Source organism: Chelativorans salis (assembly GCF_025336525.1).
Taxonomy (GTDB): Bacteria; Pseudomonadota; Alphaproteobacteria; order Rhizobiales; family Rhizobiaceae; genus Chelativorans; species Chelativorans salis.
Map to the genome: position 1 here is coordinate 585,789 of NZ_JAOCZP010000003.1, position 19,288 is coordinate 605,076.

At 64.2% G+C, this 19,288-nt stretch carries 20 protein-coding genes; 16 read left to right on the top strand and 4 right to left on the bottom strand.

The genetic code is table 11. The annotated features are described in order from the left end of the window. Positions 1–22: 22 nt before the first annotated feature. The 4 genes from fabF to fabD all read right to left on the bottom strand — a co-directional run bounded on the left by fabF (position 23) and on the right by fabD (position 3,486). Complete coding sequence (gene fabF, locus N5A92_RS12935; protein ID WP_260903263.1) at positions 23–1,279, bottom strand: beta-ketoacyl-ACP synthase II; 1,257 nt, start codon at positions 1,277–1,279, stop codon at positions 23–25. A gap of 56 nt (positions 1,280–1,335) precedes the next feature. Next, positions 1,336–1,572: an acyl carrier protein gene (locus tag N5A92_RS12940; protein WP_260903265.1), complete on the bottom strand. Its 237-nt coding sequence runs from the start codon at positions 1,570–1,572 to the stop codon at positions 1,336–1,338. 187 nt (positions 1,573–1,759) lie between these two features. Beyond that, on the bottom strand, positions 1,760–2,497 hold the full coding sequence (gene fabG / locus N5A92_RS12945; RefSeq protein ID WP_260903266.1) for a 3-oxoacyl-[acyl-carrier-protein] reductase: 738 nt from the start codon (positions 2,495–2,497) through the stop codon (positions 1,760–1,762). Between the two features lie 47 nt (positions 2,498–2,544). Beyond that, positions 2,545–3,486, bottom strand: coding sequence for an ACP S-malonyltransferase (gene fabD, locus N5A92_RS12950; protein WP_260903268.1), 942 nt, complete (start codon positions 3,484–3,486; stop codon positions 2,545–2,547). A gap of 310 nt (positions 3,487–3,796) precedes the next feature. Between fabD and N5A92_RS12955 the strand changes: the two genes are divergently transcribed. The 16 genes from N5A92_RS12955 to N5A92_RS13030 all read left to right on the top strand — a co-directional run bounded on the left by N5A92_RS12955 (position 3,797) and on the right by N5A92_RS13030 (position 19,231). Beyond that, positions 3,797–4,723: an ABC transporter ATP-binding protein gene (locus N5A92_RS12955; RefSeq protein ID WP_260903270.1), complete on the top strand. Its 927-nt coding sequence runs from the start codon at positions 3,797–3,799 to the stop codon at positions 4,721–4,723. After that, entirely contained in the window at positions 4,720–5,481 is a 762-nt protein-coding gene (locus N5A92_RS12960) for an ABC transporter permease (protein ID WP_260903272.1), read from the top strand. Before N5A92_RS12955 ends, N5A92_RS12960 begins: the two co-directional genes overlap by 4 nt. A 111-nt stretch (positions 5,482–5,592) precedes the next feature. Next, the gene (locus N5A92_RS12965) at positions 5,593–7,149 is read left to right on the top strand and encodes an alpha/beta fold hydrolase (RefSeq protein ID WP_260903280.1); all 1,557 of its coding nucleotides are present in this window, start codon (positions 5,593–5,595) and stop codon (positions 7,147–7,149) included. 185 nt (positions 7,150–7,334) lie between these two features. Beyond that, a complete protein-coding gene (locus tag N5A92_RS12970) occupies positions 7,335–7,829 on the top strand; it encodes a carboxymuconolactone decarboxylase family protein (RefSeq protein WP_260903283.1) in 495 nt (164 codons plus the stop codon). A 79-nt stretch (positions 7,830–7,908) separates the two neighbouring features. Then, entirely contained in the window at positions 7,909–8,271 is a 363-nt protein-coding gene (locus N5A92_RS12975; RefSeq protein WP_260903285.1) for a nuclear transport factor 2 family protein, read from the top strand. Between the two features lie 33 nt (positions 8,272–8,304). Continuing rightward, complete coding sequence (locus N5A92_RS12980) at positions 8,305–8,616, top strand: hypothetical protein (protein WP_260903286.1); 312 nt, start codon at positions 8,305–8,307, stop codon at positions 8,614–8,616. Positions 8,617–8,906: 290 nt separating this feature from the next. After that, a complete protein-coding gene (gene rpsF, locus N5A92_RS12985) occupies positions 8,907–9,353 on the top strand; it encodes a 30S ribosomal protein S6 (protein WP_260903609.1) in 447 nt (148 codons plus the stop codon). Then, on the top strand, positions 9,353–9,601 hold the full coding sequence (gene rpsR / locus N5A92_RS12990; protein ID WP_260903287.1) for a 30S ribosomal protein S18: 249 nt from the start codon (positions 9,353–9,355) through the stop codon (positions 9,599–9,601). The genes rpsF and rpsR overlap by 1 nt, the downstream gene beginning before the upstream one ends. A gap of 199 nt (positions 9,602–9,800) precedes the next feature. Further along, entirely contained in the window at positions 9,801–10,436 is a 636-nt protein-coding gene (rplI, locus tag N5A92_RS12995) for a 50S ribosomal protein L9 (RefSeq protein WP_260903290.1), read from the top strand. Between the two features lie 259 nt (positions 10,437–10,695). Then, positions 10,696–11,949, top strand: a complete 1,254-nt coding sequence (locus N5A92_RS13000) for a cyclopropane fatty acid synthase (RefSeq protein ID WP_260903294.1) — start codon at positions 10,696–10,698, stop codon at positions 11,947–11,949. A 239-nt stretch (positions 11,950–12,188) separates the two neighbouring features. Further along, positions 12,189–13,679, top strand: coding sequence for a replicative DNA helicase (locus tag N5A92_RS13005; RefSeq protein ID WP_260903296.1), 1,491 nt, complete (start codon positions 12,189–12,191; stop codon positions 13,677–13,679). Between the two features lie 20 nt (positions 13,680–13,699). Then, on the top strand, positions 13,700–14,854 hold the full coding sequence (alr, locus tag N5A92_RS13010) for an alanine racemase (protein ID WP_425248578.1): 1,155 nt from the start codon (positions 13,700–13,702) through the stop codon (positions 14,852–14,854). A gap of 46 nt (positions 14,855–14,900) precedes the next feature. Continuing rightward, complete coding sequence (radA, locus tag N5A92_RS13015) at positions 14,901–16,286, top strand: DNA repair protein RadA (RefSeq protein WP_260903298.1); 1,386 nt, start codon at positions 14,901–14,903, stop codon at positions 16,284–16,286. A gap of 84 nt (positions 16,287–16,370) precedes the next feature. Continuing rightward, a complete protein-coding gene (locus N5A92_RS13020; protein WP_260903619.1) occupies positions 16,371–16,916 on the top strand; it encodes a CvpA family protein in 546 nt (181 codons plus the stop codon). A 53-nt stretch (positions 16,917–16,969) separates the two neighbouring features. Further along, on the top strand, positions 16,970–18,442 hold the full coding sequence (gene purF / locus N5A92_RS13025; protein ID WP_260903300.1) for an amidophosphoribosyltransferase: 1,473 nt from the start codon (positions 16,970–16,972) through the stop codon (positions 18,440–18,442). 42 nt (positions 18,443–18,484) lie between these two features. Beyond that, a complete protein-coding gene (locus N5A92_RS13030) occupies positions 18,485–19,231 on the top strand; it encodes an SDR family NAD(P)-dependent oxidoreductase (protein WP_260903301.1) in 747 nt (248 codons plus the stop codon). Positions 19,232–19,288: the final 57 nt, after the last annotated feature.

The following is a 19,288-nucleotide window of genomic DNA, read 5'->3' on the forward strand; positions in this document are numbered from 1 at the left end:
ACGTCCCTGATCGCGCTCGCGATCAGGCCTCGAAGCGCCGGAACACCAGCGAGGCGTTGGTGCCGCCGAAGCCGAAAGAATTGGACAAGGCCACGTCGATCTTGCGCTTGCGCGGCTTATGCGGGACGAGGTCGATCACCGTCTCGGCTTCCGGATTGTCGAGATTGATGGTCGGCGGTGCCATGCCATCGCGGATGGCCAGGATCGAGAAGATCGCCTCGGCGGCACCCGCAGCCCCGAGAAGATGACCGATAGACGACTTGGTGGATGACATCGACACCTTGTCCGCCGTATCGCCCACCAGGCGCTCGACAGCCTTGAGCTCGATGGTGTCGGCCATCGTGGAGGTGCCGTGGGCGTTGATATAGTCGATGTCGGCGGGCGTTAAGCCGGCACGCTTGATCGCCGCGCTCATGCAGCGGAAGGCGCCATCGCCGTTCTCGGCGGGTGCCGTGATGTGATAGGCGTCGCCCGTCAGGCCGTAGCCCACCACCTCGGCATAGATTTTGGCGCCGCGTGCCTTGGCATGCTCCAGTTCCTCGAGCACCACCACGCCGGCCCCCTCGCCCATGACGAAACCGTCGCGGTCGCGATCATAGGGTCGCGAGGCCTTTTCCGGCGTATCGTTGAAACTGGTGGAAAGCGCCTTGCAGGCGGAGAAGCCGGCAATCGACAGGCGTGTGACGGGCGATTCGGCGCCGCCGGCGAGCATCACGTCGGCATCGCCCAGCATGATGAGGCGCGAAGCATCGCCGATGGCGTGAGCGCCTGTGGAGCAGGCCGTGACCACGGCGTGGTTCGGCCCCTTCAACCGATGGCGTATCGACACCTGACCGGAGACCAGATTGATGATATTGCCGGGGATGAAGAAAGGACTGATGCGCCGGGGGCCGCGGTCATGCAGGATGAGCGCGTTCTCGGCGATGCCCTCGATGCCGCCGATGCCGGAGCCGATGAGCACTCCGGTAGCGTAGCGATCGTCCTCCGTCTTCGGCTCCCAGCCGGAATCGGCCAGCGCCAGGTCGGCGGCGGCCATGCCGTAGACGATGAAGTCGCCCACCTTGCGTTGCTCGCGCGGCTCCAGGAAGGCGTCCGGATCGAACGCCCCCTCACCCTCGCGCGGGATGGTGTTGGCAACTTTGCACGGCAGGTCGTCGACCTCGAACTGGTCGATGCGCCTTGCCGCGCTCTTGCCGGAAAGCAGGCTCTTCCAACTTTGCTCGGCGCCGAGGCCAAGCGGCGAGAGGAGCCCGATACCGGTGACGACGACGCGTCTCATTTTACTGAATGTCCCGCCTTTGTGGCAGTTTCAGCCGGAAGCCAAGCACGGAGGCGTCAGGCAGTCGCCTTGTCGATATACTTCACCGCATCACCGACGGTGAGAATCGTTTCGGCCGCATCGTCAGGGATTTCGACGCCGAACTCTTCCTCGAAAGCCATCACCAGTTCGACGGTGTCGAGGCTGTCCGCGCCGAGATCGTCGATGAAGCTGGCCTGTTCGGTGACCTTTTCGGCGTCGACGCCAAGATGCTCGACAACGATTTTCTTGACGCGTTCTGCAGTATCGCTCATGTGGGAACCCTCGACTTCATGAATTTCCGGTCTTCGTTAGCGGCAGGCTTGCCGCTAATCAAGCTGAAAAGATGACCGGATCAACGGCTTTCTCGCCCTTCACCAGCCGTCCTCGCTTCTTTTGCAGACAGCCAGCCGTGCCGCGCGCGCCATATCACGAATGCCGGGCGCACGCCAAGCCGCACTGTCAGATCATTACCATGCCGCCGTTCACATGGATGGTCTGGCCCGTTACGTAGCCGGCTTCCGCGGAGGCCAGATAGACGACCGCGGATGCGATCTCCTCGCCCGAGCCCATGCGCTTCATGGGAATAACCCCCATGATCGCCTCGCGCTGCTTCTCATTCAGCTTCTCGGTCATGGCCGATTCGATAAAGCCGGGGGCAACGCAGTTGACCGTGACGTTGCGGGTGGCGATCTCCTGGGCCAGAGATTTGGAAAAGCCGATGAGACCGGCCTTGGAGGCGCAGTAATTGGCCTGGCCGGGGTTACCGGTGACGCCCACCACGGACGAGATGTTGATGATGCGGCCGAAGCGGCGGCGCATCATGGGGTGGGTCAGCTCGCGCGTGAGGCGGAAAGCGGCGGTAAGGTTGACCTCCAGCACGGCATCCCAGTCCTCGTCGCTCATGCGCACAAACAGGCCGTCACGGGTAATGCCGGCGTTGTTGACGAGGATATCGACGCCCTCGAGCTCCGATTCCGCTTTCCCGGCCATCGCCTTGACTTCGCTGCGATCGGACAGGTTGGCGGGGAATATCTTCGTGCGCTCCCCAAGCTCGCCTGCAAGGCTCTCCAGCTTCTCGACGCGCGTGCCGTGAAGCCCGACGACGGCGCCCCGCGCATGAAGAGCACGGGCAACGGCCTCGCCGATGCCGCCGGATGCTCCGGTGATGAGCGCCTTGCGGCCACTGAGATCGAACATGACCTAGTCCTTCTTCGAATTCGCTCGGGAAATTCCTATCACAACGCTCAGACGAGCGCCTTCATCGCTGCCTCTATATCCACCGGCGCATTGACCGCGGTCGCCTTGAGATCCCGGTTGATGCGGCGGGCAAGGCCCGTCAGCACTTTGCCCGAGCCGATCTCGTAGAGCGTGCCGACACCGTTCTTGCCGAACCACTCCACCGTCTCGCGCCAGCGCACGCGACCGGTGACCTGCTCGACAAGGCGGGCGGCGATCTCGTCGGGATCGCTGAGCGGACTGACCGTGACATTGGCGACGACCGGCACGGCAGGGGCGCTCTTGGCCACATCGGCCAATGCCTCGCGCATGCGTTCGGCGGCGGCAGCCATAAGCGCGGAGTGGAAGGGGGCGGAGACCGGCAGCATGATGGCACGCCTGGCCCCCCTGTCGGTGGCGAGCCTCGCCGCCTTTTCCACGGCCGGCGTGGCGCCGGAGATGACGAGCTGGCCACCGCCATTGTCATTGGCGATTTGGCACACTGAGCCCTTTCCGGCCTCCGCGCAGACCGCCTCGACGTCACTTGTTTCAAGTCCGATTATGGCCGCCATGGCGCCCTCGCCCACTGGCACTGCAGCCTGCATGGCGTTGCCGCGGATGCGCAGGAGGCGGGCCGTGTCGGCAAGGCTGAATGTGCCGGCCGCGCAAAGGGCCGAATATTCGCCCAGCGAATGGCCAGCGACATAGGCAACCTTGTCCTTCAGCGACAGGCCGCCCTTCTCCATCACGCGCATGACCGCCATGGAAACGGCCATCAGCGCGGGCTGGGCGTTGGCCGTCAGCGTCAGCTCATCCTCCGGCCCTTCCCACATGACCTTGGAAAGCCCCTGCCCGAGCGCCTCGTCCACTTCGTCGAAGACCGCGCGCGCTTCCGGAAAAGCTTCGGCGAGATCGCGCCCCATGCCGACCGCCTGGCTGCCCTGGCCGGGAAAAGTGAAGGCGATGGTCATTGCCGGCTACTCCCACTTTTTACTGACTTGCCCGTTGGGGCGCACGTGGTGGCGCAACAGTCAGGCCGCGTCAAGCCTTTTGCCGCGCAGCTTGCGCCGATCGCCGAGATGGATTTGGCAAGCGGTTGATGTTGCGGGCTGCTATGGTGCTTGTGTCAGGAGATGTCACCCTCTCCGGAACGCTGGTATGGCAACCGGAGACCAAGTCGCCTATATGAGACCGGCTTTGGCTTCCGGTGCCGTTCGGCGTGCCGCACCATGGCGCGTATCGAGTGCCGTTCCATTCCCCCAGCCATATCGACGGTCTTCCATGCAGCACGCGATCTCCATTTCCAAGCTTTCCAAGGTTTATGATTCGGGGCTTGCGGCCCTGCAAGAGGTCGACCTCGATATCCGCAACGGCGAGATCCTGGCCCTGCTTGGCCCGAACGGCGCGGGCAAGACGACGCTGATCTCCATCGTCTGCGGCATCGTCAACGCGACCAACGGCAAGGTCAGCGTGCAAGGCCACGACATCATCAGCGAGTTCCGCGCTGCGCGCGAACGCATCGGGCTGGTGCCGCAGGAGCTGCACGTGGAGACCTTCGAGACCGTCTGGGACACGGTGAGCTACAGCCGCGGCCTGTTCGGCAAAAAGCCGAACCCGCCGCTCATCGAGCAGCTCCTCAAGGACCTCACATTGTGGGACAAGAAGGACAGCAAGATTCTCGAGCTTTCAGGCGGTATGAAGCGCCGCGTCATGATCGCCAAGGCGCTGGCGCACGAGCCGAAGATCCTGTTCCTCGACGAGCCGACGGCAGGTGTCGACGTCGAATTGCGCAAGGACATGTGGCAGCTCGTGCGGCGGCTGCGCGAGGGCGGCGTCACCATTATCCTCACCACTCACTATATCGAGGAGGCGGAGGAGATCGCCGACCGGGTAGGCGTGATCAACAAGGGTCGGCTGATCCTCGTGGAGGAGAAGAGCGAGCTGATGCGCAAGCTTGGCAAGAAGCAGCTCACCGTGGAACTGAACGAGGTCCTGGAAACGCTGCCGGAGGCGCTTGGCGGCTATGATCTCGACCTCGAGAACGGCGGCGAACGTATCGTCTACCGCTACAACTCACAGGCCGAGCGCACCGGTATCGGCTCGCTGCTCGCCGATCTGAACCGGGCCGGCATATCCGTCAAGGATATCGCCACCGAGCAAAGCTCTCTGGAAGACATCTTCGTCACTCTCGTGGAGGAATCGCGATGAACTTCGAGGCCGTCAAAGCGATCTATATCTTCGAGATGGCGCGCATGCGGCGCACGCTGCTTCAAAGCGTGGTCTCGCCGGTGCTTTCCACCTCGCTCTACTTCATCGTCTTCGGCGCCGCCATCGGCTCACGCATCGAAGAGATCGATGGCGTTCCGTACGGCTCCTTCATCGTGCCGGGGCTGATGATGCTGACGCTGTTGCAGAACTCCATCTCCAACGCCTCCTTCGGCATCTATTTCCCGAAATTCGTCGGCACGATCTACGAGGTGCTGTCGGCGCCCATCTCCTTCCTCGAAATCGTGCTCGGCTATGTGGGAGCGGCGGCGACCAAGTCGCTGATCCTCGGCACCATCATCCTGGCGACCGCACATCTCTTCGTCCCCATCGAGATCCGCCACCCCTTCTGGATGCTTTTCTTCCTGGTGGCGACGGCGGTCACCTTCAGCCTGTTCGGCTTCATCATCGGTATCTGGGCCGACAATTTCGAGAAGCTGCAGCTCATCCCGCTGCTCGTCGTCACGCCGCTGGTCTTCCTCGGCGGCTCGTTCTACTCCATCGAGATGCTGCCGGAGTTCTGGCAGAAGGTGACGCTCGCAAACCCGGTGCTCTACCTCATCAGCGGCTTCCGCTGGAGCTTTTACGAGACGTCGGATGTGAGCGTGGAAGTCAGCATTGCCATGATCTTGCTGTTCCTGGCGCTCTGCCTGGGGCTCGTGTGGTGGATCTTCAAGACGGGGTATAGGTTGAAGACGTGAGTTCACGCCGCAATCCCACCTGAATGTGACCGGCGGGCGGGGTTCGGACGCTGCCGATGCTCACCGGCTGTGGTATGCTGTTGCTACTATGCTCGGGTGGGTCGGACCGTGATGGTGCCCGAAACTCGCTACGCCAGGAACGGCAATACCCGTATCGCCTACCAGGCGATTGGACAGGGGGCGCTCGATCTCGTTTTCGTTCCTGGCTTCATCTCCAATCTGGACCTTCACTGGGAAGACCCTGGCTACAGTCGCCTTCTGCGGCGCCTTTCATCCTTCTCCCGGCTTATCCAGTTCGACAAGCGCGGCACCGGGCTGAGCGACCGCGTCGACCCTGCCCATCTGCCAAGCCTCGAAACACGGATGGAGGACGTTCATGCCGTGATGGACGCGGCCGGCAGCGGACGTGCCGCCCTCCTCGGATCCTCCGAAGGCGCGCCGATGTCGATCCTCTTTGCGGCCACTTATCCGGAACGGACGCGGGCGCTGGTGCTCTATGGCGGCTATGCGCATTTCCATCGCTGGGTTCAGGGGCCCGAAGCCGTCGCGCACTTCACCGAGGAGGCCGAGCGAAGCTGGGGCACGGGCGCGATGCTGCGCCACTTCGCGCCGGGTCGCGTCGAGGATCCGCATTTCAGCCGGTGGTGGGCGCGTTTCGAGCGGCTGTCGGCAAGCCCCACCGCGGCCGTAGCTCTCACCCGCATGAACGCGCTGATCGATCTTCGCGCGATCCTGCCGAGCATCCGTGTTCCTACCCTCGTGATCCATCGCCAGGAGGATGTGCGCGTCGACCCCGAAGCCGGCCGTTATCTGGCGCAAAACATCCCCGGCGCCCGGTTGATCGAAATCCCCGGCCGCGACCATCCTATCTGGACCGGCGACGTCGACCAGGTGGCGGACGTCATCGAGGAGTTTCTGACCGGCATCCGCCCACAGCCGCAAACCAGCCGTGCGCTGGCCACGCTGCTTGCCAGCGGCATGGTGGGGCCTGAGCGTCATGCGGCGAAACTCGGCGACCGACACTGGCTCGAGCGGGCCGAGCAACTGCGTACCGCCGCGGCCGGAGCCGTAGAGCGGTTCGGCGGCCGGATCGTTACCCTCGACCTGGAAAGGCTGATAGCCCGCTTCGATGGACCGGCGCAGGCCGCCGGCTGCGCGACCATCCTGCGCGAGACGGCGCAGTGGCTCGGCCTGCGCCTTTCGCAAGGGCTTCACGTCGGCGAGGTCGAAATCAGCGGCGACGTCATCGCAGGTCTGGCCGTCCACGTGACGGAGCGGATCGCCCGGCATGCGGATGCCGGAGAGATCCTCGCCTCGTCTGTCACCGCCGAGCTATCCGCCGGGTCCGGCCTGCATTTCTGCGACCGTGAAGAGATAGCCGTGGAGGGGCTCTCGCGGCCGATGCGGCTCGTTACGATGATGACCGAGCAGCACCTGGAGCCCGCCCGCCACCGCCGGAAGGAGGCGGACCTCGGGAAGCTCAGCGCCCGCGAGCGCGAGGTCCTTGCGCTGGTGGCCAACGGCCTCAGCAATCCGGCGATCGCCGCCGACCTGCGCTTGAGCGAGCACACGGTCAAGCGCCACGTGGCGAACATCCTGTTGAAGCTCGACCTGCCGACGCGGGCGGCTGCGGCAGCGCTCGCCGCGCGTCAGCCCGAGGTCCGCTAGAGCGCCGTGCGTCCGTTCGGACGCTACACAAGGACGCTCTAGCACTTTGAATCTACGCATTGGCCCGATCAGGCCATTCGCTACTGGTGCTTTCAGGCGAAGCGGAAGACGCCGGAGGCGCGTATCAATCTCCCCAATGCTTGCGCCTGCACAGACGGCGGGGCAGCCATCAAGAGGAGGAGAAGATGCTGAAATTCGTCCGCAAAGCCATAACATGCGCGGCTGCCGGGGGCTTGGTGCTCGCTGCGACCGCAACCGCCGCATTCGCCGACGAGTCCGCGGCTGCGACCTATAAGGACATCGAGGAAACGCTCGGTTCCGTCCCCAGCCTCTTCCAGGTCTTCCCCGAAGTGGGGATCGCCGGGGCCTGGGCCGAGTTCAAGTCGGTGCAGCTCAATCCGGATACCGCGCTCGACGGAAAGACCAAGGAACTGTTGGGCCTGGCGGTGTCGGCGCAGGTTCCTTGCCAGTACTGCATCTATTTCCACACGGCAGCGGCAAAAGCCAACGGCGCAACGGACGAGGAAATCCGCGAAGCCGTCGCCATGGCCGCCATCGTGCGCCATTGGAGTACCGTTCTGAACGGCAATCAGGTGGACCTTGTCACCTTCCAGAAGGAGGTGGACACGATCCTGCAACGGGCTGCCGACAAGGCGAAGACAGGCAGCACCGCCCAGTGAGATACGCTCAGTGACAGACTTAAGGCGTTTTCCGGCCCCTCGGCCGGCGGGCGCCCTCGAAAAATCCAGGGAGATACAAATGCTCACGGAAACAAAACCGGTGACAGGAGCGGCCATCAAGCATGCGATCGAAAACCGCGACGGCCGGATGCTCTCGAGCTTCTATGCGGATGACGCGCTGGTCCGCGTCATCGACCGAAACAACCCGCCGAGCAAGCCGCGCGAGGTGCGTGGCCGTGCGGCGATCACCACGTTCTGGGACGACATCTGCAGCCGCGCCATGACGCACCGCGTCGACACGAGCATTACTGAAGATGACCGGATGGCCTTCACCCAGAGCTGCGCCTATCCCGACGGGACCAAGGTCTTCTGCATTGCCACGATCGAGCTGAAGGACGGCCGGATCGCCGAGCAGACCGTGGTCCAGGCCTGGGACGAGTGAACCGCCGAGGCGGAAACCCATGGGAGGTATGACATGTTTATCGCACGCTGGCAGGTTCAAGCCCGCTTCGGGCACAAGCAGAACACTATCGATCACATGCGTCGCTGGATGGAGGAAATCGGCCCCAAGGCGGGCACGGACGAGATGGGTCTCGAGCTTCTGACCGGTTCGATCGGCGCGAAGGAGGCGATTGTGGAGGCCAACCATACCGTGGAAAGCCTGGCACAGCTCGAGCAATTCTTCGAAGACATCGGAAAAATCGACGCCCACAAACAGTGGGGCAAGGAGCTGGAGCCCTACGTCGTCTCCGGCTCGACCTTCTGGAACATCTATCGCATCCTATAGCATGAGGAACCGCCGGCTTCCGAGCCGGCGGTTCGTTCCTTCGCCAAGGCAAGCCTTGCATCCCACCCAAAACCCTGTATATACGCGCCGTCTGCCGGTCCCAGCCGGGGGCTGAACGGAGGGCTGGGTGTTCTCGCCCGTTGTGAAGGCAAAAGTCTTCCGCCTCCCGTGTCTCCGCTCTCGACCGTCTCCAACACGCGCCTTTCTTCTCCGGCCAAGCCGGCAAGATAGGTCGCTGAGGCTTTAGCCGCTGGGGCCCGGACGGACGGAAGATGAAGAAAGGCAAGACAATGGCTCTATACGAACATGTGTTTCTTGCCCGGCAGGACCTCTCCGCGCAGCAGGTCGATGCGCTCCTTGAGCAGTACAAGGGCGTCATCGAGAAGGGCGGAGGCACGATCGGCCGGGTCGAGAACTGGGGACTGAAGTCCCTCGCCTACCGGATCAAGAAGAACCGCAAGGCCTATTTCACGCTCGTGGACATCGACGCGCCGGCAGACGCCGTCAAGGAGATGGAGCGGCAGATGGGTCTGTCCGAGGACGTGCTGCGCTTCATGACCGTGCGTGTGGATGCGCACGAGGAAGGCCCGTCGGCGATGATGCAGCGCCGCGACGACCGCGACCGTGGTCCGCGCCGGGACGATCGCGGCCCGCGCCGCGACGACCGTGGCCCGCGCCGTGATCACGATGACCGCCCCCCGCGCCCTCCGCGCGAAGCCAGTGAGGGAGGCCAATAATGGTCGACATCAACCAGATTCCGACGCGGCGTCCCTTCCACCGCCGCCGCAAGACCTGCCCGTTCTCCGGCTCCAATGCGCCGAAGATCGACTACAAGGACGTCAAGCTCCTGCAGCGCTACATCTCCGAGCGCGGCAAGATCGTGCCCTCGCGCATCACAGCGGTGAGCCAGAAGAAGCAGCGTGAGCTTGCAAAGGCGATCAAGCGGGCGCGCTTCCTGGGTCTTTTGCCCTACGTGGTAAAGTAAGACCGGCCGCGGGCGCACTGGCGCCCGCAGCCCCCTCCCCGCGGCGGGCGCGGATCGAGGGACGAGAAAATCCCGAGTTGGGGCAAAGCCCCTAACTGCCAGCAAGGCAGGACAGCGAACCTGAAGCCGCAAGGCACCCGTTTCCTGACCTGCCTTCCATGTTCAAGCGGCGACAGCCGCCAAAGAAGGAAACGGAACGATGCAAATCATTCTCCTGGAACGCATCCCGCGGCTCGGCCAGATGGGCGATGTCGTGAAGGTCAAGGACGGCTTTGCGCGCAACTTCCTCCTGCCGCAGGGCAAGGCGCTGCGCGCCAACGAGGCCAACAGGAAGAAGTTCGAGACACAGCGCGTCGAGCTCGAGGCGCGCGACCTTGAGCGCAAGAAGGAAGCCGAGGGCGTCGCCGAAAAACTCGACGGCCAGAGCTTTATCGTCATCCGCTCGGCCGCCGAGACGGGACAGCTCTACGGCTCCGTATCGCCGCGCGACATCGTCGAGGTGCTGAACGAGAACGGCTTCAAGATCGGCCGCAATCAGGTTGACCTCAACCAGCCGATCAAGACCATCGGTGTGCTCAATGTGGCGATCGCGCTGCACCCCGAGGTCGTCGTGACCATCACCCTCAACGTCGCCCGCTCGGCCGACGAGGCAGAGCGCCAGGCGCAGGGCGAGACGCTGGATTCGGCCGAGGCGATCTACGGCGAGGACGTCAACGAGAGCGCACGGCCGGAAGAATTCTTCGACCCGGAAGCCGAGTTCGCTGAGCCGGAAGAGACCGAAGAGGTCCCTGCCGCCGAAGAACCCGCCGGGGGCGAAGAGGAAGAAAAGGCCTAAGCGCCGATTCTTCCATAGCACTCTCCTGGGGCCGGGCGGCGATGACGTCCGGCCCCACATTTATTGTGAACCAATATTTCAAGCGAATTGAACCAATTGAGACGAGACGGCCACCGACACCGTAATAGCCGGATTACCGCGACTTTCACGATGTCAGCAGTCTTCCTGCCGTGGCGCGGGCAAACTCGGGTAACCCTTTTCAACCGTGATGCATCTGTTGCATAATCGCTACATCCTAGGCATGTAAGCGGGGTGAGTGATGAATCGGTTGCTTGCGAAACTTGCATCCCGCCTCGTGCGGAAGGGCTCCCTGAGTATCACCGACGCGGACGGCGCCGTGCACAGCTTCGGCGACGGGTCAGGCGAGCCGGTACGTATCGTCATCCATTCCAGGCGAGCCGAGCGGGCCATCGCGCTCGACCCGATGCTGGCGGTTCCGGAAAGCTATATGGAAGGCGAGTTGGACTTCGAGCGGGGCGATGTCCTGGCGCTGCTCAAGCTCAGCTATCAGAATCTAGACGGCGCCGGCGCGGAGACGTTCGTCATGAAGCTGGGCGAAGGCGTTCGCTATCTTTTCCGCCGCCTGCACCAGTTCAACCCCGCCGGCCGTTCCAAGCGCAATGTGGCGCGCCACTACGACCTTTCCGGCGAGCTCTATCGGCTCTTCCTCGACGAGGACATGCAGTATTCCTGCGCCTATTTCCCCCAGCCGGACATATCGCTGGACGAGGCGCAGCGCGCTAAGAAGCGCCATATCGCCGCCAAGCTGGCGCTGGAACCGGGCCAGAAAGTGCTCGACATCGGCTCGGGATGGGGCGGTCTCGGCCTTTATCTGGCGCGTCAGTTCGATGTCGACCTTCTGGGCGTGACCCTGTCGGAGGAGCAGCACGCGGTGTCCCGCAAGCGCGCCGAGGAGGAGAAGCTCGACGGCAAGGCGCGCTTCGAGATCGCCGACTACAGGGCGCTTTCCGGCCCCTTCGACCGCATCGTCTCGGTCGGCATGTTCGAACATGTGGGGATCAACCACTACCGCACCTTCTTCGACAAATGCGCACAGCTCATGGGTGACGCCGGCGTGATGCTCCTGCACACGATCGGCCGCACGTCGGGACCGACGGTTACCAACGCCTTCATCCGCAAGCACATCTTCCCCGGCGGCTACATCCCTTCCCTTTCGGAGGTGATTCCGGCGATCGAGAAGTCCGGCCTCATGGTCACCGACGTCGAGGTCCTGCGGCTGCACTATGCGGAGACGCTGAAGAACTGGCGCGAGCGCTTCCTCGCAAATCGCGACAAGGTGCTGGAGATCTATGACGAGCGCTTCGCGCGCATGTGGGAATTCTATCTCGCCGGCTCGGAAGCCGCCTTCCGGTGGCAGGACCTGGTGGTCTTCCAGATCCAGCTTGCCAAGAAGCGCGAGACGCTGCCCCTGACGCGCGACTATATCGGCGAGACGGAGAAGCGCCTGGCCTCTCCCGATGGGCAAAAGACGTTTACCGACGCGGCCGAATAGGAATATTATCCACCCTACCCTGATGATTCGCTGTCAAGCATGGAAAGCGCAGCAATGCGTTTTCCATCGTGCGGGTGCAATTGCGTGTGGATAGCGGGTGCTTCGGCCAGGTTTGAGCGATAAGTCGGGCATAACGGCCTTACGCAACGGCGCGCAAAGGTTTACGAGGGAACGGTTTTGGGGGCGCCGGATCTGTCCGCTGTTATCCGGCAGCCATAATAACGACAACGGAAATCCCGATGGCTGATGCAGTCCGCAAGCTGAACACGGCGGAAACGCCTCTTTATCGTGAGGCGCCCAACAACATCGAGGCCGAGCAGGCCCTGCTCGGCGCCATCCTCGTCAACAACGACGCCTTCTACCGCGTCTCGGATTTTTTGAAGCCGACCCATTTCTACGAGCCGCTGCACCGCAAGATCTACGAGGTGGCGGGCGAGCTCATCCGCATGGGCAAGATGGCCAATCCGGTGACCATCAAGACCTTCCTACCCGCCGACGAGAAGGTGGGCGAGATGACGGTGCAGCAGTACACCGCCCGGCTGGCAGCGGAGGCCGTCACCATCATCAACGCCGCCGACTATGGCCGCGCCATCTACGATCTTGCCGTCCGCCGGGCGCTGATCACCGTCGGCGAGGATATGGTCAATATCGCCTATGATGCACCTGTCGACATGGCGCCGGGCGACCAGATCGAGGATGCGGAGCGGCGGCTGTTCGAGCTCGCCGAGACCGGGCGCTACGACGGCGGTTTCGAAAGCTTCGGCGACGCCACCAAGATCGCCGTCGATATGGCCAATGCCGCCTTCATGCGCGACGGCCATCTTTCCGGCATCGCCACAGGCTTGCGCGATCTCGACCGGCGCATGGGCGGGCTGCAGCCGTCGGACCTCATCATCCTCGCCGGCCGCCCCGGCATGGGCAAGACGTCGCTCGCCACCAACATCGCCTTCAACATCGCCAACGCCTACGAGCCGGCGCAGCAGGCCGACGGCTCCTTCGCCGCGGCCAATGGCGGCGTCGTCGGCTTCTTCTCGCTGGAAATGTCGTCGGAGCAGCTCGCCACCCGTATCATCTCCGAGCAGACGGAAATTCCCTCCTCCAAAATCCGCCGCGGAGAGATTTCCGAGGCCGATTTCGAGAAGCTGGTGGGCTGTGCCCAGATGATGCAGAAGATCCCGCTCTTCATCGACCAGACGGGCGGCATCTCCATCGCCCAGCTCGCCGCGCGCGCCCGGCGGCTGAAGCGCCAGCGCGGGCTCGACGTGCTGGTCATCGACTATGTGCAGCTCATGCAGGGCACCAGCGCCCGCGCCCAGCAGAACCGCGTGCAGGAGATCACCGAGATCACCACGGGCTTGAAGGCACTCGCCAAAGAGCTCGCCGTGCCGATCGTCGCGCTCTCCCAGCTTTCCCGCCAGGTGGAAAACCGCGAGGACAAGCGTCCGCAGCTTTCGGACCTGCGCGAATCGGGCTCAATCGAGCAGGACGCCGACGTGGTTCTCTTCGTCTACCGCGAGGAGTATTATCTGGGCAACCGCGAGCCGAAGCCCGGCACGGAAGAGTACATCAAATGGGAGAGCGAGATGAATGAGGCGCGCGGCAAGGCCGAGGTCATCATCGCCAAGCAGCGCCACGGACCTACCGGCACTGTCAATCTCGGCTTCCAGGGCGAGTTCACCCGCTTCTCCGATCTCGCCGAGGACTCCCACCTGCCGGAGCGTTTCGAGTAGAGGTGCCCTATTCGCCCGACATGATCGGCAGCGGGCCAATGCCGCATCTGGCCGGGGGGCGGCTTGTCATCAATCTTTCCGCGCTTGCCGCCAATTACCGGCTGCTGGCGGAGCGCTCGACGCCCGCGCAAGCGGCGGCCGTCGTGAAGGCCGATGCCTACGGGCTCGGACTTGCGCCGGTGGCACGCACGCTCTGGGCGGCGGGATGCCGGCGCTTCTTCGTAGCACTTCCGCATGAGGGTCTGGCGATGCGCGACATCCTGCCGGAAGCGGAAATCTTCGTCTTCAACGGGCTTTTCGGCTCGGAGGCGGCGGTGGCCTATCGCGCGGGGCGGTTGATTCCGGTCCTCAACGCGCAAAGCGACCTCTCCATCTGGGAAGCTTACGGCTGGGACGACGGCGAGACGCCGCGCCCCTGCGCCATCCACGTCGAGACCGGCATGAACCGGCTGGGGCTCACGCCGGAGCGGGCGCGCACGCTGGCCGAAGAGAACGCCCTGACGAGAGCGCTCACCCCGGTGCTGGTGATGAGCCACCTTGCTTGTGCGGACACGCCCGACCATCCCATGAACCGGCGACAACTTGAATCCTTTCAGGCACTTCGGACGCTCTTTCCAGAAACCGAAACAAGCCTCGCCAACTCCGCCGGGATATTCCTCGGTGGTGGTTTCCTGTGCAATGTCACCCGCCCAGGCATCGCCCTCTACGGCGGCGCACCCGTCAGCGGCGCCGCCAATCCCATGCAGCCGGTGGTGACAGCGGAAGCGCGTGTGTCGCAGGTGAAGCAGGTTCGTGCCGGCGACACCGTCAGCTACGGCGCCACCCCGCTTGCCCGCGACACGATCATTGCGGTTGCCTCCACCGGCTATGCCGACGGCTATCACCGCGCGGCCTCGGGCGGCGGCGTGCCGCTGCGCAACCTGAGCAACGGCGCCAGCGGCTTCATCCACGGGCACGAGGCACCGGTGCTCGGCCGGGTGACAATGGACCTCACGCTTTTCGACGTCACGGCACTCGGACCGGACGCGGTGGCGGTGGGGGATCATGTCGAGCTCTTCGGGCCGAACATGCCGATCAACACGGTGGCGGAGGCGGCAGGCACCATTGCCTATGAACTGCTGACCTCGCTCGGGCCGCGGTATCACCGCGAGTATGTGGGGGGAGGTGAGGAGTGAGCCAATCGCCTTTGCTCTGCGCCTTGCACGGCAGGAAAATCTGCTAATGGCCAAGTCCCGCGTCCAGTTTATCTGCCAGAATTGCGGCACCGCCCACGCCCGCTGGGCGGGCAAGTGCGACGGCTGCGGCGAGTGGAATACGCTGGTGGAGGAAGGCACCTCAAGCGGCATCGGTAGTGGGCCGCAGTCCTTGCGCAAGGCGCGGGCCGGCCGCGCCGTGGCGCTGACGACGCTTTCCGGCGACATCGAGGATGCGCCGCGCATCGTCACCGGCATTGGCGAACTGGACCGGGCGACGGGCGGCGGCTTCGTGCGCGGTTCCGCGCTTCTGGTGGGTGGCGATCCCGGCATCGGCAAGTCTACCCTGCTGACCCAGGCGGCGGCCGCCCTTGCCGCCAGGGGCCACCGCATCATCTATGTCTCGGGCGAGGAGGCGGTGGCGCAGATCAGGCTCAGGGCACAGCGGCTCGGCGTGGCGGAAACGCCGGTGGAGCTTGCCGCCGAGACCAATGTCGAGGACATCCTGGCCACCATTGGCGACGGCAAGAGGCCGGACCTCGTCATCCTCGATTCCATCCAGACGCTCTGGACCGACCTTGCCGAATCGGCGCCGGGCACGGTGACCCAGGTGCGTGCGGCGGCGCAGGCGATGATCCGGTACGCGAAATCGACAGGTGCCGCCATCGTGCTCGTCGGCCACGTGACCAAGGAAGGCCAGATCGCCGGCCCGCGCGTCGTCGAGCACATGGTGGACGGCGTGCTCTATTTCGAGGGCGAAGGCGGGCATCACTACCGCATCCTGCGCACGGTGAAGAACCGCTTCGGCCCGACGGATGAGATCGGCGTCTTCGAGATGGGCGACCGGGGCCTTCGCGAGGTGCCGAACCCATCGGAGCTCTTCCTGGGCGAGCGCAGTGCGGCCGCACCGGGTGCAGCCGTCTTCGCCGGCATGGAGGGCACGCGGCCGGTTCTGGTTGAAATCCAGGCGCTCGTCGCCCCCTCCCCGCTCGGCACGCCGCGGCGCGCCGTGGTGGGCTGGGATTCGCCCAGGCTTTCCATGGTGCTGGCGGTGCTCGAGGCGCATTGCGGCGTGCGTTTTGCCACCCATGACGTGTACCTGAACGTGGCCGGCGGCTACCGCATCTCGGAACCGGCGGCAGACCTCGCCGTGGCGGCCGCCCTTGTCTCCTCGCTCACCGGGCTTGCCCTGCCCGCCGATTGCGTCTATTTCGGCGAAATCAGCCTCTCGGGCGCCGTCCGCCCGGTCGCGCATGCGGGAAGCCGGCTCAAGGAAGCCGAGAAACTTGGCTTCGGCCAGGCCGTCATGCCGCCGGGAAACGAAGAACCCGCGGGCGGCATTTCGGCGCAGGCATGGCGGCCAGAGAGCCTTGCGGATCTCGTTGCCCGGATAGCCGGCTCGAGCACGCCGTGAAGGAGAAAACTTTGGTGGATTGGCTGGCAGGATACGGGAAGAAGCGGTATTGGGCGTGCTTCCTGAAATGGAGTTTGGGTGACGATGCCAATCACGCTGCTTGACGGAATCCTCGTCGGCTTCACGCTTGTCTCGGCGATGCTTGCCATGGTGCGCGGATTCTCGCGCGAAATCCTCTCCATCGCCTCCTGGGCGCTTGCCGCGATTGCCGCCTATTTCTTCTACCCATTGGTGTTGCCCTATGTAACACCCTATATAGGCAATGCGATGGTCGCTCTGGCGGCGGCGGCGGCAGCGGTCTTTTTCATCGCGCTCATCATCGTGACGGTGATCACGATGAAGGTGGCCGACTTCATCATCGACTCCAGGGTCGGCGCGCTCGACCGCACGTTGGGCTTCTTGTACGGCGCAGTGCGCGGCATCCTGGTGGTGGCGGTGGCGCTTTTGTTCCTGAACTGGCTCCTGGGTGCAAACCCGCCGAGCTGGGTCGCGGAGGCGAAGTCACGTCCGCTCCTGGAGGGTGTGGGAGAGTGGCTGCAGGACCTGCTGCCCGACGACCCGGAGACATCGATCTTCGACCGCGTGTCGCCCGGCTCCAGCACGGCAGGCGATACGGAGACGAACAACTGACGGCCCGGAAGGCCGCCAGAAGGAAGACTAACCAAGGCACAAGGCGGCCAGCGATGGCGGACGACACTGATTTGCCTCTCATGGGCGAAGCCGACGATCATTTCCACGACGAGTGCGGCGTTTTCGGCATCTTCGGGCGCCAGGACGCGGCGGCGATCGCCACGCTGGGCCTGCACGCCCTGCAACACCGCGGCCAGGAGGCCGCCGGCATCGTCTCCTTCGACGGCAGCCAGTTCCATGTCGAGCGGCATATCGGGCTCATCGGTGACACGTTCACCAAACCCGCCGTGATCGAGCGGCTGAACGGCTCTCGCGCCATCGGTCACACCCGCTATTCGACCACGGGCGGCTCCGGCCTGCGCAACGTGCAGCCTTTCTTCGCCGAGCTGGCCGAGGGTGGGCTGGCGGTTGCCCATAACGGCAACATCACCAACGCGATGACCGTGCAGCGCCGCCTGCAGAAGCAGGGCTCGATCTTCTCCTCCACCTCCGATACCGAAACCATCATGCATCTGGTGGCGACCAGCAAGGAGCGCCACACCAACGCCCGCTTCATCGATGCAGTGCGCCAGCTCGAAGGCGCCTTCTCGCTGGTGGCGCTGACCTCGAAGAAGATGATCGGCTGCCGCGATCCGCTGGGCATCCGCCCGCTGGTGCTGGGCGATCTCGAAGGCGCCTATATCCTTGCCTCGGAAAGCTGCGCGCTCGACATAATCGGCGCCCGCTTTGTCCGCGATCTTGAGCCGGGCGAGATGGTGGTGGTCACGGAAAAGGGGATCGAGAGCTTCTTCCCCTTCAAAAAGGCCAAGCAGCGTTTCTGCATCTTCGAATATGTGTATTTCGCCCGGCCCGATTCCTCGGTCGAAGGGCGCAATGTCTATGAGGTGCGCAAGCAGATCGGTGCCGAACTGGCGCGCGAGAACCCTCTGGAGGCCGACATCGTCGTTCCGGTGCCCGATTCGGGCACGCCGGCCGCGATCGGCTTTGCTCAAGCAGCGGGGCTTCCCTTCGAGCTCGGCATCATCCGCAACCACTATGTGGGCCGCACCTTCATCCAGCCGACCGATTCCATCCGGCACATGGGCGTCAAGCTGAAGCACAATGCCAACCGCCGCCTGATCGAGGGCAAGCGCGTGGTTCTGGTGGACGATTCGATCGTGCGCGGCACGACCAGCCAGAAGATCGTGCAGATGGTGCGCGATGCGGGAGCTACCGAAGTGCACATGCGCATCGCCTCGCCGCCGACACGCGCCTCCTGCTTCTACGGCGTCGACACGCCGCAGACGTCGAAGCTCCTCGCCTCTCGCATGTCGATCGAGGAGATGGCGGAGTTCATCCGCGTCGATTCGCTGGGCTTCCTCTCCATCGACGGGCTCTACCGGGCTGTCGGAGAAGCCGCGCGCAACAACGAGCAGCCGCAGTTCTGCGACGCCTGCTTCACCACCGAATACCCGACGGAGCTGACCGACCACCACGGCACCGATAACGTGCGCCAGCTCTCGCTGCTGGCGGCCGGCGGGCAGTAGCACCCCTTCTCCTTCCTATCTAAGTGCGGGGAAAACCAGCACATGACGGAACCTCTGGACCTTTCAGGCCGCATCGCGCTCGTCACCGGCGCCTCGCGCGGCATCGGCTATTTCCTTGCCAAGGAGCTGGCGGCGGCGGGAGCCCACGTGCTTGCCGTGGCGCGCACGGTGGGCGGGCTTGAAGAGCTGGACGACGAAATCAAGGCCGGCGGCGGCGAGGCGACGTTGGTGCCGCTGGACCTGACCGACATGGCCGGCATCGACCGCCTGGGCGGCGCCATCCACGAGCGCTGGGGCAAGCTCGATGTCTTGGTGGCCAATGCCGGCATCCTCGGCACCATCTCGCCCATCGGCCACGTGGAGGCGAAGACCTTCGAGAAGGTGATGACTATCAACGTCACATCCACCTGGCGGCTGATACGCTCGGTCGACCCGCTGCTCAGGGCTTCGGACGCAGGCCGCGCCATTGTCATGTCGTCGGGTGCCGCGCATGTGGCGCGCGCCTTCTGGGCGCCCTATGCGGCTTCCAAGGCGGCTGTCGAGGTGCTGGTGCGCTCCTGGGCGGACGAGACCAAAAACATGCCGCTCAGGGTCAACTCGGTCAGCCCCGGGGCCACGCGCACGGCGATGCGGGCGCAGGCGATGCCCGGCGAGGATCCCCAGACCCTGCCGCATCCCTCGGAAGTGGCGGCGAAAGTCCTGCCTCTGGCAAGCTCGGAACTGACGGAGACTGGGCTTGTCTTCGACGTCCGAAGGGACCGCTTCTTGCACTACCGGGTGCCGGAATAGCGCTCTTCTTCTAAAACACGATTGACCTCACCCGGTCTTGCGTTACCCTCGCGTGTA

Coding starts and splice junctions, on each gene's coding strand:
- fabF (WP_260903263.1), bottom strand. CDS start 1,279: ATGAGACGCGTCGTCGTCACCGGTATCGGGCTCCTCTCGCCGCTTGGC.
- N5A92_RS12940 (WP_260903265.1), bottom strand. CDS start 1,572: ATGAGCGATACTGCAGAACGCGTCAAGAAAATCGTTGTCGAGCATCTT.
- fabG (WP_260903266.1), bottom strand. CDS start 2,497: ATGTTCGATCTCAGTGGCCGCAAGGCGCTCATCACCGGAGCATCCGGC.
- fabD (WP_260903268.1), bottom strand. CDS start 3,486: ATGACCATCGCCTTCACTTTTCCCGGCCAGGGCAGCCAGGCGGTCGGC.
- N5A92_RS12955 (WP_260903270.1), top strand. CDS start 3,797: ATGCAGCACGCGATCTCCATTTCCAAGCTTTCCAAGGTTTATGATTCG.
- N5A92_RS12960 (WP_260903272.1), top strand. CDS start 4,720: ATGAACTTCGAGGCCGTCAAAGCGATCTATATCTTCGAGATGGCGCGC.
- N5A92_RS12965 (WP_260903280.1), top strand. CDS start 5,593: ATGGTGCCCGAAACTCGCTACGCCAGGAACGGCAATACCCGTATCGCC.
- N5A92_RS12970 (WP_260903283.1), top strand. CDS start 7,335: ATGCTGAAATTCGTCCGCAAAGCCATAACATGCGCGGCTGCCGGGGGC.
- N5A92_RS12975 (WP_260903285.1), top strand. CDS start 7,909: ATGCTCACGGAAACAAAACCGGTGACAGGAGCGGCCATCAAGCATGCG.
- N5A92_RS12980 (WP_260903286.1), top strand. CDS start 8,305: ATGTTTATCGCACGCTGGCAGGTTCAAGCCCGCTTCGGGCACAAGCAG.
- rpsF (WP_260903609.1), top strand. CDS start 8,907: ATGGCTCTATACGAACATGTGTTTCTTGCCCGGCAGGACCTCTCCGCG.
- rpsR (WP_260903287.1), top strand. CDS start 9,353: ATGGTCGACATCAACCAGATTCCGACGCGGCGTCCCTTCCACCGCCGC.
- rplI (WP_260903290.1), top strand. CDS start 9,801: ATGCAAATCATTCTCCTGGAACGCATCCCGCGGCTCGGCCAGATGGGC.
- N5A92_RS13000 (WP_260903294.1), top strand. CDS start 10,696: ATGAATCGGTTGCTTGCGAAACTTGCATCCCGCCTCGTGCGGAAGGGC.
- N5A92_RS13005 (WP_260903296.1), top strand. CDS start 12,189: ATGGCTGATGCAGTCCGCAAGCTGAACACGGCGGAAACGCCTCTTTAT.
- alr (WP_425248578.1), top strand. CDS start 13,700: ATGATCGGCAGCGGGCCAATGCCGCATCTGGCCGGGGGGCGGCTTGTC.
- radA (WP_260903298.1), top strand. CDS start 14,901: ATGGCCAAGTCCCGCGTCCAGTTTATCTGCCAGAATTGCGGCACCGCC.
- N5A92_RS13020 (WP_260903619.1), top strand. CDS start 16,371: ATGCCAATCACGCTGCTTGACGGAATCCTCGTCGGCTTCACGCTTGTC.
- purF (WP_260903300.1), top strand. CDS start 16,970: ATGGCGGACGACACTGATTTGCCTCTCATGGGCGAAGCCGACGATCAT.
- N5A92_RS13030 (WP_260903301.1), top strand. CDS start 18,485: ATGACGGAACCTCTGGACCTTTCAGGCCGCATCGCGCTCGTCACCGGC.